The sequence below is a fragment of the Paenibacillus sp. 2TAB26 genome, from assembly GCF_052115145.1.
Classification (GTDB): domain Bacteria; phylum Bacillota; class Bacilli; order Paenibacillales; family Paenibacillaceae; genus Pristimantibacillus.
In genome coordinates this window covers 25,794-40,221 of the sequence record NZ_JBFRGC010000008.1, presented here as the reverse complement: position 1 = coordinate 40,221, position 14,428 = coordinate 25,794, and the positions used below count along the sequence as shown (strand labels likewise).

General features: G+C 45.0%; 11 protein-coding genes. 10 read left to right on the top strand and 1 reads right to left on the bottom strand.

Annotation, left to right across the window (positions count from 1 at the left end; translation table 11 throughout):
* The first annotated feature begins 16 nt into the window (after window positions 1–16).
* The 10 genes from AB4Z50_RS10270 (at window position 17) to AB4Z50_RS10225 (ending at window position 13,481) form a co-directional block, all read left to right on the top strand.
* The gene (locus tag AB4Z50_RS10270; protein ID WP_076268836.1) at window positions 17–979 is read left to right on the top strand and encodes a carbohydrate ABC transporter permease; all 963 of its coding nucleotides are present in this window, start codon (window positions 17–19) and stop codon (window positions 977–979) included.
* Between the two features lies 1 nt (window position 980).
* Window positions 981–1,853, top strand: a complete 873-nt coding sequence (locus AB4Z50_RS10265; RefSeq protein ID WP_441878867.1) for a carbohydrate ABC transporter permease — start codon at window positions 981–983, stop codon at window positions 1,851–1,853.
* A gap of 21 nt (window positions 1,854–1,874) precedes the next feature.
* Window positions 1,875–4,001, top strand: a complete 2,127-nt coding sequence (locus AB4Z50_RS10260) for a YIP1 family protein (RefSeq protein ID WP_441878539.1) — start codon at window positions 1,875–1,877, stop codon at window positions 3,999–4,001.
* 29 nt (window positions 4,002–4,030) lie between these two features.
* Window positions 4,031–6,631: a DUF5696 domain-containing protein gene (locus AB4Z50_RS10255; protein ID WP_441878537.1), complete on the top strand. Its 2,601-nt coding sequence runs from the start codon at window positions 4,031–4,033 to the stop codon at window positions 6,629–6,631.
* Window positions 6,632–6,655: 24 nt separating this feature from the next.
* Window positions 6,656–7,621: a carbohydrate ABC transporter permease gene (locus AB4Z50_RS10250; RefSeq protein ID WP_441878535.1), complete on the top strand. Its 966-nt coding sequence runs from the start codon at window positions 6,656–6,658 to the stop codon at window positions 7,619–7,621.
* A 5-nt stretch (window positions 7,622–7,626) separates the two neighbouring features.
* Window positions 7,627–8,568, top strand: coding sequence for a carbohydrate ABC transporter permease (locus tag AB4Z50_RS10245; protein WP_441878533.1), 942 nt, complete (start codon window positions 7,627–7,629; stop codon window positions 8,566–8,568).
* 44 nt (window positions 8,569–8,612) lie between these two features.
* Entirely contained in the window at window positions 8,613–9,722 is a 1,110-nt protein-coding gene (locus AB4Z50_RS10240) for a glycoside hydrolase family 76 protein (RefSeq protein ID WP_441878531.1), read from the top strand.
* A 126-nt stretch (window positions 9,723–9,848) separates the two neighbouring features.
* Window positions 9,849–10,991 (top strand): GntR family transcriptional regulator, encoded by a 1,143-nt coding sequence (locus tag AB4Z50_RS10235; RefSeq protein ID WP_441878529.1) that lies wholly within the window; start codon window positions 9,849–9,851, stop codon window positions 10,989–10,991.
* A 247-nt stretch (window positions 10,992–11,238) separates the two neighbouring features.
* The gene (locus AB4Z50_RS10230) at window positions 11,239–12,306 is read left to right on the top strand and encodes a glycoside hydrolase family 76 protein (RefSeq protein ID WP_441878527.1); all 1,068 of its coding nucleotides are present in this window, start codon (window positions 11,239–11,241) and stop codon (window positions 12,304–12,306) included.
* Window positions 12,307–12,338: 32 nt separating this feature from the next.
* Complete coding sequence (locus AB4Z50_RS10225; RefSeq protein ID WP_441878525.1) at window positions 12,339–13,481, top strand: glycoside hydrolase family 76 protein; 1,143 nt, start codon at window positions 12,339–12,341, stop codon at window positions 13,479–13,481.
* A gap of 95 nt (window positions 13,482–13,576) precedes the next feature.
* Here the strand turns inward: AB4Z50_RS10225 and AB4Z50_RS10220 are convergent, their stop codons facing one another.
* Window positions 13,577–14,395 (bottom strand): SDR family oxidoreductase, encoded by an 819-nt coding sequence (locus tag AB4Z50_RS10220; protein ID WP_441878523.1) that lies wholly within the window; start codon window positions 14,393–14,395, stop codon window positions 13,577–13,579.
* Window positions 14,396–14,428: the final 33 nt, after the last annotated feature.

Below are 14,428 nucleotides of genomic sequence, written 5' to 3'. Positions count from 1 at the left end.
CAGGAGGACCCCATTCATGAGTAGAGATTTGGTGATATCAGGAGCTGTTGACCCTAAGAGGCAGGGCAATCCGGTCTTGCGAAAATTGGAGCAGGGCTGGAAGTCGATTAAAAAAAATAAAGTGTCCTACCTCTTTGCAGCACCCTATATGATTTTGTTTTTTGCTTTTACCGCTCTGCCCGTCATTATTTCATTGATTTTAGGTTTTTTCTCTTTTAACTTGCTCGAAGCGCCTATCTTCGTTGGTATGGACAACTATATAAGGCTGTTTCTAGGCGATGATATTTTCATTAAAGCGATCGGAAATACGTTCCTGCTAGCTGTGATGGTAGGTCCGATCGGTTATATCATGTGTCTAGTGTTCGCTTGGCTTATTAATGAGCTGCCGAAGTCGCTGAGAACGATTTTAACTTTAATTTTTTACGCGCCATCCATTTCAGGAAACATTTATTTGGTTTGGGGCATTTTCTTCAACAAGGACGCTTATGGTTATGCCAATGCTATTCTACTTCGTTATAATGTCATTTCTTCGCCTATTCTATGGTTTGAGAATCCGAAATATATGATGACTCTTGTCGTCATCGTTGCTTTATGGACCAGTGTTGGAACGAGCTTCCTTTCCTTTATTGCGGGATTGCAGGGGATAGATCGAACGCTTTATGAAGCAGCGGCTATGGATGGGGTTAAAAATCGGTGGCAAGAGCTTTGGTATGTCACGCTGCCTTCGATGAAGCCGCAGCTTATGTTCGGGGCGGTAATGAGCATTACCGGCGCATTCGGCACCGGTGCCATTGTTACCGCATTGTGCGGCATGCCGAGCAACAGCTATGCAGCGCATACCATCGTTAACCACTTGGAGGACTACGGCGCCATACGTTATGAAATGGGCTATGCCTCTGCTATAGCTACCATTCTATTTATCATCATGATTGGAGCGAATAAGATTGTGCAAATGCTTCTGGCAAAGGTAGGTGAATGAAGTGATTCAAATCAAGCTTCATCGGAGCAAGAGCGGCATTAAACGTTCCTTTTTTGCGGATTTTGGCATCTATTTGTTTTTGCTGCTGTTTGGCATTTTTATGATGCTGCCACTGGTATATGCGATTTCAAATTCGATTAAGCCATTGGAGGAGATTTGGTTTTTCCCTCCGCGGTTTCTAGTAAATAACCCAACCTTCGATAACTTCAGAGATTTGCTCGCAGTCATGAGCGACTCGTGGGTGCCCTTCAGCCGGTATATCTTTAACACTGTATTTATAACAGCTGTTGGTACGGCTGGCCATGTGGTCATCGCTTCCTTATGCGCTTATGTCTTATCCAAGCATAAGTTTCCTGGCAAAGGAATCATGTTCAGCACGGTCGTGCTCTCGCTTATGTTTAGTGGTGTCGTTACCCAAATACCGAACTTTATCATCATTTCTTCGTTAGGCTGGATTGATTCGTATCAGGCTATTATTGTTCCGGCATTTGCATCCTCGCTCGGATTGTATCTCATGAAGCAGTTTATGGATCAGATGATTCCTGACGCCATCTTGGAATCGGCTCGCATTGACGGCTCCAGCGAATGGAAGATTTTCTGGTCAATCGTGATGCCAATGGTTAAGCCTGCTTGGCTGACGCTCATCATCTTCTCCATGCAAGGTTTGTGGGGAATTGGCGCGAATCACTTCATCCAAAGCGAGGAGCTGAAAACCTTAAATTATGCGTTGTCCCAAATCTTAGCCGGCGGAATTGCCCGTACAGGGACAGGATCGGCTGCAGCGGTGCTGATGATGATTGTGCCTATCATCGTGTTTATCATCTCTCAGTCGAAGATTATAGAGACCATGTCTGCATCAGGCATGAAAGAATAGGCATGGAAGGGGAAGAATGCGGTGGTTAGAAAAAAGTGGATTTTGTTTTTTGCCGCACTATTATTGTTGTGCAGCTTCGGTATTGAATCAGCTTCCGCCATGGTTCCATATAAAACCTATTTTTATGATTATGACGGGGAGTATCTCGTTTCTCCTGACGCTTATGTGCCAGGCAAAGTGTTAAATGCCAAGGCGATGGGGATCGAGGGCGCTGGGCTGAACCAGCCTCTGGATTTGTTTGTAGACAACAATAACTCGGTTTATATCGCAGATACGGGATCGAACAGAATTATTATTCTCGATGAACAGTACCGAATTAAACGAGAAATTACGGAGTTTGTCCATGAGGATGGCGTGACGAAGGATCAGTTCAACACGCCAAGCGGCATATTTGTGTCAGAGGAGGGGCTGATCTACGTTGCCGACTCCAAAAACGCTAGAATCGTCGTGCTTCATCAGGACGGAAGTGTAGAGAAAATATTGGAGGCACCGGATTCGGATGTGTTTCCTGCCGGCTTTATTTACGAGCCATCAGCAATCGGTGTTGATCCGTCCGGTCTTATCTATGTTATTTCGAAGAGCACAAACATGGGTGTTATTGCTCTGAATGCTGACGGAGGATTCGAAGGTTTTGTTGGAGCGGAGAAGGTAGTGCCCAAAGTGTCCGATTTGTTCTGGAAGCTGGTGACGACCAAGGAGCAGAAGAGCCGCACAGCCAAAAGCGTACCGACCGAGTACAACAACATTACGATCGATGAGCTTGGCTTTGCTTATGTTACGAGCAGTGCGATCCATGCCAGAAACCAATACAGCGCGCTCATTAACCGGGACAAATCGAGTAAGCATGCGCCAATTAAGCGGCTGAACAATACAGGCATAGATGTATTGAAACGAAATGGCGCTTATCCGCCTGCTGGAGATATTCAAACAACCGACAAGGTTTCACGTTTTATTGATGTAGCTTTGGCAGATGACGGGGCGTACAGCACGCTCGATTCTTCGCAAAATAAGATTTTTACTTACGACGATAACGGCAATCTTCTTTATGTATTTGGAGGGTACGGAACACAGGACGGCGTGTTCCAGAGCGCTTCAGCACTCGCTTACCAGAGCAATAATCTGCTTGTGCTGGATAAGGATTCAAGCAAGCTGACTGTATTTAGGCGGACCGAATACGGCGCTAACATTGCAGCAGCGATTCATTATCGCAAGAATCGCAATTACGATGAATCCATCGCTGCATGGCAGCGGGTTTTGAAGATGAATCCGACGCTTGAGATGGCGTATTCCGGTGTGGCGCAGTCCAATATGCGCAAAGAAGAATACAAGGAAGCGATGCACAATTACAAGCTGGCCAATGACTGGGATCATTATTTCAAAGCTTTTGCGGAGTATCGGAAAGAAATAGTAAGCAAATTTATTATCCTCATTCCAATAGTCGCAGCAGCCATTTTATGGCTAGTGTACAGATTTTTTAAATATGCCAAGAAGGTCAACGCAGCAGGCTGGAAAAAACCGGGCAAGCGAACGCTGTGGGAAGAGCTGCTTTATTCCTTCCATGTGATGTTCCATCCGTTTGACGGGTTTTGGGATTTGAAGCATGAGAAACGAGGCAGCGTTCGTGCCGCTGTCATTATTGTTGCAGCCGTTTTGGCTGTAGACATCTTTAAACAGCTGGCAGGCGGATACATATTGTACCCTTCCGACTGGCGTGTTATTGAGCTTTGGGATACGCTGCTTAGCGTCCTTATTCCATTTGGATTATGGTGCTGTGCAAACTGGGGTCTTACAACATTGATGGATGGTGAAGGAAGCCTTAAAGATATTTTTATCGCGTCTTCCTATTCGTTAGTCCCGATGGTGATCATTACGATTCCTGTCACCCTATTCAGCAATATCGTTGTTTTGGAAGAGCAGCAGTTTATTACCTTTTTTACAACCCTAGCGTTAGGCTGGTCTCTCGGGCTCATATTTATAGGTGTATTGGTGACCAATGATTACAGTCCATTCAAGAATTTCTATACCTCTGCTATTTCAATAGTAGGGATGGGGTTCATTGCTTTCCTTACGGTGCTGTTCATTAACATCCTGCAAAATATGAATTCCTTTATTACGACGATCATCAATGAAATTACGTTTCGGTTGTAGAACAAGATGGTGGATAGGAGGTCAGCGATATGAATGCCAAGGGGATTATCTCTAGGCTATTGGTCATAGTAGTTGCCATTACGCTCGGGATACCGACAAATGGGAAAACGGCGGAGGCAGTTGAAGCAACAACAGCAGAAGCAGCAGTTGCAGCAAAAGCAAGCCCGCAAAACATGAAAAAAGCTGTAAAGGATGGCGGATTGGCACTTGCTGCTGAGAACGATCGCCTCCTGCTGTACTTCGATAATGAATCGGGCGGCGTGGCGGTTGAAGATAAAGCGACGGGAAGCAAATTTTATTCCAACCCGCCAAGTGCTCTGGAAGACCCGAAAGCTAGTGATGCAATGAAGCAGGAGCTTATGTCGCAGGTCAAGCTTGTCTATAATGTGCAAGGCAAAGAAGGCGACTTGGAAATGAACAGCTACACGCATGCGATGAAGCTGGATCAAGTGAGCTGGGGCAAGATTGATAACGGCATAAGGGTGGATATGGTCATCGGGCGCGAGGAACAGCGCATGCTGCTGCCGCGTCAAATTACGAAGTCCAAATTTGAGCAAAATGTTCTTGATCATATGGAAGCTGATCGGGATAAGAAGAAGCTATTAGCCTACTATATCCTCTACAGTCGTGCTGATGTAGAAGGAAGCAAAGGCAAGGATCTGATCGCGAAATACCCTGTTTTGGAGAAAGAAGATATTTATGTGCTGAAAACCTCCGTCAAGGAGCGGGACAAGAAGGTATTGGAAAACTACGTCAAGGAAGCAGGCTATACGTACGAGAAGCAGGAGGAGGACTACGCCGAGGTAGGATACGACGGAGATGATTCCGTATTCCCGTATTTTAAAATGAGTCTTGATTACGTGCTTGCGGACGGCGGTCTATCGGTCACTCTTTATAACGGCGACATTGAATATGATCAATCCCGTTTTAATCTTGTGAAGCTTTCCTTGCTGAACTATTTCGGTGCAGGCCAAACCGGCGAGGAGGGATATGTATTCCTTCCTGACGGCTCGGGAACGCTCCTCAATTTCAATAATGATGCAAGCAAAAATACGTTATTAACGACGGGGAAAATGTACGGGCCGGATTATGCATTAACGCAGTCGCCAAGAGGCAGCTTCAAACAAGAGTTTCGAGCGCCGGTGTTTGGCATCAAGAAGGATGGAGCAGCGCTATTCTCGGTTATTGAAGAGGGCGATGCGGTAGCGGATATTAATGGCGTTATGGGCGGCATTAATCACTCCTATAACACGGCCTATGCAAACTTCACTATTCGAAACAAAGACTCTTTTATTGCCAAAAATGCTTTTGAACAGGCTCCTTGGATTATTTACGAGAAAAATGCTTATACCGGCAACATCGTCATGAAGTACTTCTTCCTTACAGGAGACAATGCAAATTATGTTGGAATGGCAAAGGCATATCGTCAGTATCTCGTTGATAAAGGAAGCTTGACCAAAATGAGCGCCGAAGAGAACATTCCGTTCTACATGGATACGATGGGTTCTGTCGATAAGATGGTGCGGAAGCTGGGTATTCCGTTTCGCAGCCAAGTGGCAGTCACATCCTTCGATCAAGCGGGACTAATGCTGGATGAGCTGTCGCAAAGCGGTATCCAAAACATTAAGTTTCGCTATACCGGATGGTATAACGGAGGCATGAGCCATACCGCACCTACAAAAATGAAGGTAGAGTCCGTGCTCGGCGGTGCAAAGGGACTGCGCAAGCTGTCAGAGAAAGCGGAGAAGCTGGGGGCAAAGGTGTTCCCAGATGTGGATATGCTATTTGTTTCTTCTAATAAAGCATTCGATGGCTTTAAGCCGCAAAAGGACAGCATTCGTTCCTTGTTTCAGAAAACTAGCTATAAAGGGTTGTTCAACGTAGCTACGCTTGAGTATGAGAGCAGCGTGTGGGGAATTAATCCGGACAAAATTTCAGGTTATTACAATAAATTTTCCAAAGATTATCATTCGCTTGGTTTAAAGGCACTTTCCTTATCGACGATGGGAGAAAGCTTGAACTCCAACTTTAAGAACCGCGCTCAAATCAATCGACAGGACACAAAAAAAATAACGACAAACGTTTTAGCTAAAGCGAAAGAGGATTATGAGGATATTATTACGGACGACGGAAACGCGTACACCTTTCCTTATGTTAATCATATTTTGAACCTGCCTGACGAGGATAGCTCCTTCTTGATAGCAGATGCGCAGGTACCATTTATTCAAATCGCGCTGCATGGCTATATTGGGTATGCGAGCGAAGCTTTGAACCTAGCAAGCGAGCTGCGTCCGGCTGTTTTGAAAGCTCTGGAATACGGCAGCGGTGTCTATTTCAAGTTGAATTACGGGGAGAACAGCCTGCTGAAGGATGCTTCGTTGTTCGATGATTTGTACGCTTCCCAGTTTGATGATTGGGAGGAGAGCGCTGCAGCCATCTATGCAGAAATGAACAATGTATTGAAGCATGTTCAGGATCAGGCGATCGTGAATCATGAGCGGCTAGGTGAAGAGGTTTACAAAACAACTTATGAAAATGGTACAGCGATTATTGTTAATTACAGCGATAAAGGAATTGAGGTTGAGGGTACCGCAGTAGAGGGATTGGGTTACGCGGTCATTAATCCTTAAACCAAGCGAGGAGGATCACCGGCAATGAACAAATTGTCTGCAGCCATAAACAAAAAAGAAAGGTTTAGGCTAACCGTGACGCAGAAGAGGGATCTGATGGGCTGGGTTTTTGTCAGTCCTTTTGTACTCGGATTTCTCCTGCTGTTTCTGGGTATATTCATTGATTCGTTGCGATTTAGCTTCATGGATGTGAATCTTCTAACCCAAGGCGGATTTTCGGAAAAATTCATTGGGCTGGACAATTACCATCAAATTTTAAGAGTGGACCCTAACTTTAACAAGCAGCTTTACGGTGCTGTTCAGAACATGTTATTCGATATTCCGATTATCGTCATGTACAGCTTGTTTATTGCCGTTTTGTTAAATATGAAAATGAAGGGCCGAGGAATTTTTAGAGCGATTTTTTTCGTGCCCGTTATTTTGGCAACTGGAATCATTGATAAAGCTGATTTAAGCAACTCGATTATGAATGCTTATCAGAGTATCCCAGGGCTTGATACGGGCGCGTCTATCGTGAATGAATCGGCAGGCGGGATGTTCAGCAATCTGGAGCTAAAAAAATATATGTTCCAAATGCTGGATTTCAGTCCGGCACTCGTTAATATAACGGTTGGCGCTGCGGAAAATATATTTGCCGTCATTAATAGTTCAGGTGTGCAAATTCTTATTTTCTTGGCAGGACTGCAGGCAATCTCCTCCTCCATCTACGAATCGGCCAAAATCGAAGGCTGTTCCGCTTGGGAGTGCTTTTGGAAAATTACATTTCCGCTGATCAGTCCGTTGATTCTAGTCAATATCATTTATTCAATTATTGATTCCTTTACGGGAAGCAAAAACCAAATTATGCACAGCATTACGAACGCGATGAAGCTTGGCCAATATGGAACAGCCTCGGCTATGGCATGGATTTATTTTTTGGTGGCAGCCGTATTCCTTGTCGTCATTGGCTTTTTTGTCAGCAGATTCGTCTTTTATCAGAATAGGGAGTGAAAAATATGCGGGCTAAATATTTAAATCTGCATGCAATAAATGGCTTGTTCTGGTCGGTTATTCGCTATTTGCTTCTCATTGGGCTGGCGTTTCTCATCTTATATCCGCTGCTCGTAAAGCTCTCTAACAGCTTTATGAGCCCGCAGGATTTGATAGATGGCACGGTGCGCTTCATCCCAAGGCAGTTTACATGGTTTAATTACAAAACGGTCATCGAATATACGTCCTTTTTTAAAGGGCTGTCGAACACGTTCGGCATATCCTTTCTAAGCGGTATCATTCAAATGCTGGTTTGTACGATGGTCGGCTATGGGCTTGCGCGGTTTAACTTTAAAGGGAAAAGCGTCATATTTTCTTTAGTGGTGCTTACGATTTTAATTCCGCCGCAAACGTATATGATCTCTCTTTATATGAAGTTCAGCTTCTTTGATTTATTCGGTCTGATGTCTACCTTTACAGGGGGGACGGTTAGGCTGATGGATTCAATGTGGCCGATGGCGATTTTATCGATGATCGGTTTTGGATTCAAAAATGGGCTTTATATATTGATCATGCGGCAATATTTCAAAGGAATACCGAAAGAACTAGAGGAAGCGGCCTATGTGGACGGCTCGGGCTTGTTTCGGACGTTCAGCATGATCATTCTTCCGCTCTCATTTTCCATGATGATTACGATCTTTGTATTTTCCTTCTCGTGGCAGTGGACGGATAGCTTCTATTCCTCGATGTTCTTCAGCCAGTTCAAGCTGTTATCGAATTCACTGCTGGTCGGATTTGAAGGCTTGATGATGGAGGGCGCCACCATTGGACTTAAGCAGGGTCAGCCTCTGACAGCCACCTTAACGAACACGATGTCATTATTAGTTGTTGTGCCATTAATCATTGTGTATTTATTTGCGCAAAAATACCTTGTAGAGGGTATTGAACATAGCGGTATTGTCGGTTAAAAGGCGGAAGCCTGCAAGAAGAAGGGACGGATGAGGTGAATTTAATGAAAAGCATATGCATGCTGCTTGTCGGCAGTTTTTTCTTGACAGGCTGCAATGGAAATGAGGAGCGCTTGGAAAATTACAATAATCATGCGGAATGGGCAGAAGAGAAGCTCATCGAGCATTATTGGAATGAGAATGGGAAGCTGATGAACAACGCTTATCCTTATAGCAAAGAACGCGAGGAGAGCCTAAACTATTGGTGGAAGGCACATGCCGTGGATGCCATGATGGATGGGTATGAGAGAACGGGTGATGCTGCTTATACGGATAGGGCAGAGGGGATCGTCAAAAGCATTATTAAAAAAAATGGGTCATTGTTTAATGAATTTTATGATGATATGGAATGGCTCGCTCTTTCAGCACTGAGGCTATATGATGCAACCAAAAGCGAGACGGTTAAAGGGTATGTTTTAAAGCTGTGGAATGATATTAAGACCGCTTGGTGGGAAGATGAGCTGGGCGGCATGGCTTGGAAGAAGGATCAACGAGACAGCCGGAATGCATGCTCGAACGGGCCGGCAGCTATTTTGGCTGCCAGGATGTATGAGTATTTTGGCGATAAGGAAGATCTGGAGTGGGCCAAAAAGATATATGATTGGCAGAAGAAAAATTTGGTTGATCCTGAAAGCGGTCTTGTGTATGATGGCCTTAAGCTGGAAGAGAATGGTGATCTTAATGTTAATAAAAATTGGATATTCACCTATAACCAAGGCACTTATATAGGCGCAGCAGTTGAGCTTTATAAGCATACAAATGACAAGACTTATTTGGCAGATGCGGAGAAAACCGCTGCCTCGGCTATGAAATATCATACGGTTGCTGAGACCGGAATGATGAAGGAAGAAGGAACCGGAGACGGTGGACTGTTCAAAGGCATATTCATTCGTTATCTGATCCATTTGTATGAAGTCAACGAAAGCGTCCAAATTAAAGAAATGATCTTTCATAATGCGGATACACTGCTCTCGAAAGGCAGCACGAAGGAAATTGGCTTGTTTGGTCCTGCTTGGGATATGCCTCATCAGGAGCCTCTGGATATATCCGTGCAATTGAGCGGAGTTTTCTTAATAGAAGCCGCAGCCAAAATAGAAAGACTAGATTCGGAATAAGTTAGTATTGACGTAGCGGGGCGACGGCAGCGCCGTTGCTCCATTTCGCCTTTTCATATATTGATGTCGTGATAATAAAGTTGTATAGTTGATATATCAAGATACTATGACAAGGTAGGTCGGCTAATGGATAATCCTTTATACGAGCAGATTTATAATTATATTTTTCAAAAAATCAATGACGGCGAATTGAAAAAAGGGGAGCGTGTTCCTTCGGAAAAAGAACTTGCTGCCCATTTTAACGTGAGCCGAATTACGTCTAAGAAAGCGCTGGAGATGCTCTCGCAGTATAAACTCATTGAAAGAATACAAGGGAAGGGCTCCTTTGTGGCGGAGGTTTTGCCCGATCTGCAAGAAACGAAGCTGCAGAAGCAGTCAGAAAGCGTAGAAGCGAGGCCGGAAGATGAAGTTGTGCGCATTGTTGGTGTGATTCTGCCTGACTTTGGCGATTCGTTTGGTGCTGATCTTATTCGCGGAATAGAAGAGCAATGCGCGATTAGCGGCTGCGTCATGATGATGAAGCTGACTTACGATAACCGTGAGGAAGAGGAAGCTGCCATTCGTGCTTTTGTGAAGCTGGGTGTCGATGGTATCGTCGTATTCCCAGGCCATGGCGAGCACTATAATGCTGAAGTGCTTAGACTCGTATTAAACGGTTTCCCTATTGTGTTAGTAGACAGATATTTGAAGGGGATTGCGGCTACCGCTGTGTATACAGACAACAGAAAGGCAGCCTTCGACCTTACGAATATTTTGCTGAATCAAGAGGGCCGGCATGTCGGTTTCTTATCGACGCCTGCAGACAATACGACGACGATTGAAGACCGAATACAAGGTTTTAATGATGCGTGCATGCAGCGTGGGTTTACACCTAAACCTGAACATATTATGACGAATCTATACAGCTCTTTGCCGCAATCGTTTCAAACGATTAAAGTACAGTATGATATTGAGACGGTACGCCATTTCGTGGAAATTAATAAGGATCTTAATGCGTATGTCGTTACGGAATATAATCTTGCTCTTATTTTACGGGAAGCGCTATTGTCCCTAAAGAAACGGATTCCGGAAGACTATCAAATTGTTTGCTTTGACTCTCCGAGTCAGCCGTTTGGCGATTATTTGTTTACTCATGTTCGCCAGAACGAGCGTGATACAGGCAGGAGAGCTGTCGAAATATTACAGCGTGTTTGGAATAATGAGACTACGGAATTGAACAATATTGTGGAGCACGAGATTGTTCAAGGAAATTCTACCGTATCTATCTAACGTCAGAATAGGATAAAGGGTCGTTTCTTAGAGCTGCCAATATGGCTCTTGAAACGGCCTTTTTTTTGTAGAAAATTACAGTCTGAAATGTAAAGATGACATATTGACATATTAACATGTGAAATATAGTATATTATTTGAAAGTGCTTTATATTGTACATTTTCAAAGAGGACGTAATCCCGTGTTAAAGCAATTTGCAGGTCGCGGGAAACCTAATGGATCAAAGTGAAACGGAGGTAGAGGAAGATGGCAAACAACGTAAAAGCTGCGTTCTGGGATATGAGAGCGGAGCAGGCTCAACGAACATTGGATTCTCAGTTCTGGAACCCAAGTATCAGCTTGTATGACATTAAGACGCCATGTCCCGGCGGAGCGTGCAACACGATTTTTCATTACTGGTGGATGGCTCATGCGGTTGAAACGCTGGTGGATGGATGGAACCGTACGGGTGATTCCATCTATAAGCAAAGGTTGGCTATGCTTCACCAAGGCCTTCTGGAGAGAAACGGCGGAGAATGGCCAAACAATCTATACGATGATATGGAATGGATGGCAATTGGCTGGCTTCGCGCGTATTTGATTGATCAAGATGAAACCTACGGGCACACTGCCAAGTTGCTATGGGAGGATATTAAGACGGGATGGAATGACCATGTCGGCGGCGGAATTGCTTGGCAGAAAACGCAGCTGGATTATAAAAACACGCCTGCTAATGCTCCTGCGGCTATTTTGGCTGCACGTCTATATCAGGTATTCGGCAAGCAGGAAGATTTAGATTGGGCAATCAAGATTTACAATTGGCAGAAAGCTGTGCTTGTTGATCCTGAAAGCGGTTTCGTGTGGGATGGCGCTAACCGTCTAGGCGATGGAACTATCGATAAGGATTGGAAGTTCACTTATTGCCAGGGCGTATTCATTGGAGCAGCAGTTGAGCTGTACAAAATTACGGGCGAAAAAGGTTATCTTGAAGATGCTATTCGGACATGGCAGGCGTCTGTGGAGGAGTTTGCTTCGCAGGAAGCTAATGTCCTACCGGCAGAAGGCGGCGGGGATGCTGGCTTGTTTAAAGGCATTTTTGTTCGTTACGCAGGCGAGCTGGCCCTTGCGATGGGCAGCGGCAGCGGAAGTGAAGTAGCAGATGTATTGTATGCAAACGCATCGTCCCTATGGAGCAGCGTTTCGAGCCGGGGGGATATTCTTTTCAGCAAACGGTGGGATGAATCGCTTGAAGAAGAAATCGAGCTCAGCACACAGCTTAGCGGCGTGATCCTGCTCGAAACGGCAGCAGCTTTGGAGAAGTCTGGATTAATATAGAGTAGTCTAAGTAGATCCTTGGGAGGTATATCATGAGTACACCGAAACCAGTAAAGACGTTCCGTTTTGTTGCATTGTCGATTGTTGTTTTATTAATGACGTCCGGTCAAAGCGTCTGGGCCAAACCGAATAAAAATCAAAATGCAGAACGGGCTGAAGCGGCTTATCAGGCTCTACAAACCTACTTCTATCAGCCAGACACCAAGCTCTACAGCGAGAACAGCCCACATTCTGGGAACAATAAATACTCCTACGTTTGGCCTTATGCAGGGACGATGCAGTCAACCGTAGCTTTGGCGAAAATACCTGCGGTGGGCGAGAAATACAAAACCGACATTCAGAATCGATTAGATGGTCTAGCTGCATATTGGAATGACACGAAGACACCTGCAGGCTACGATTCTTACGTACGCGCACCGCTTGGCGGAGGCGGGGACATCTTTTATGATGATAATGATTGGATCGCAATAGAACTTATAAAAATTTACCGAATTACTGGTGATATTGCAGCTTTAGATAGAGCAAAGCAAATATTTGAGCTGCAAGTATCCGGCTGGGACACGGATGCCTCTCATGCTTGCCCTGGCGGCGTTTTCTGGACACAGGCATCGTGGAGCAAGGATCGGAATACCGTATCGAATGCACCTGCCGCTCAAATAGGACTGTATTTATATGAAATTAGCAAGGATACATACTATTTAGACTGGGCGAAGAAAATGTATAACTGGGTAAATGACTGCATGCTGGCGCCTAACGGGCTTTACTGGGACCATRTTGACCTAAACGGAAATATTAATAAAACACAATGGTCCTATAACCAAGGAACGATGATTGGAGCCAGCGTACTTTTATACAAAGCAACAGGTGAAAAATCGTACTTGAACAAAGCAGTAAGCATCGCTGATGCGGCTTTGAAATTTTATGGCAGTTCGCGCCTCTACACACAGCCGATTATTTTCAATTCAATCTTTTTTGAAAATCTGCTGCTGCTGGATGACATGAACAAAAAATCGAAGTATAAAGATTATATACAGAACTATGCGGATGAGGTGTGGACGACGCTTCGGAACCCTCAGACGGGAGTCATTGAAATCGATCCGAATCGTTCAACTGAACTATTGGAGCAAGCGGCGCTGGTTACGATCCACGCTCAGCTGGCAGCTGATACGAAATAGTAATCAGAGTGATGTGATTCAGCCCTCAATTTAGCGTAGTAGAAAATGCCTTAGGGATCATCCCTAAGGCATTCCAACCCTGTATGCTTCTTTTTCTATAGCAAGGTTTCTGCCCCATCGATGTAAATTTCGGTTCCAGAGATATGGCTGGATTCCTGCGATGCTAGAAACAGCACTAAATCGGCGACCTGCTCAGGCTGCCCGGGACCATGCTCAAGAGGCTGGCTGCCTTCAGGGTAGTTCACGGGTATGGTGATTTTATCTACTTGAGCAGTGCGATGGGTGTTTTCCCCAATGTTCGTTTGAATGGCTCCAGGACAAATGGCATTCACACGTATTTTATATCGGGCAAGCTCTAGAGCAGCCATCTTGGCAAAAGCGACCTGACCTGATTTGGAGGAGCTGTAAGCAGCCATGCCGGCACCTGAAAAATCACGATTGCCATTAATAGAGCTCGTTATAATGATGCTCCCGCCGGATTTTTTCATATGGGGGATTGCATATTTGACGGTAAGGAAGGTTCCCTTTAGATTCGTTGTTAGCGTTTCATCCCATGACTCGGGCGACAGATCTTCAATAGGAGCGAGAGTGCCGTTAATGCCCGCATTAGCGAACACAATATCGATCCGTCCGAAATGCTTTGYGGCAGCTTGGATCGCTTCTTGCATCCGTTCAGCATTGGCAACATCGGTATCGATGAAGAAGGACTCGCCTCCTAATTCCTTTATTTCTTGCTCTACCTCTTCAGTACGGTTGTGAATGAGATCGAGAAGAACGATTTTTGCTCCTTGCTGTGCGAGACGCAGCGCAGCAGCGCGTCCTATGCCGGAACCAGCTCCAGTGATGACCGCAACCTTATCCTTTACGCGAAGCTGAGAAGAGCTGGAATCCTTCTGGTTAGCTGCATTGTTCATTACTAACGATTCCCTCCATTACTAGCTTATTTC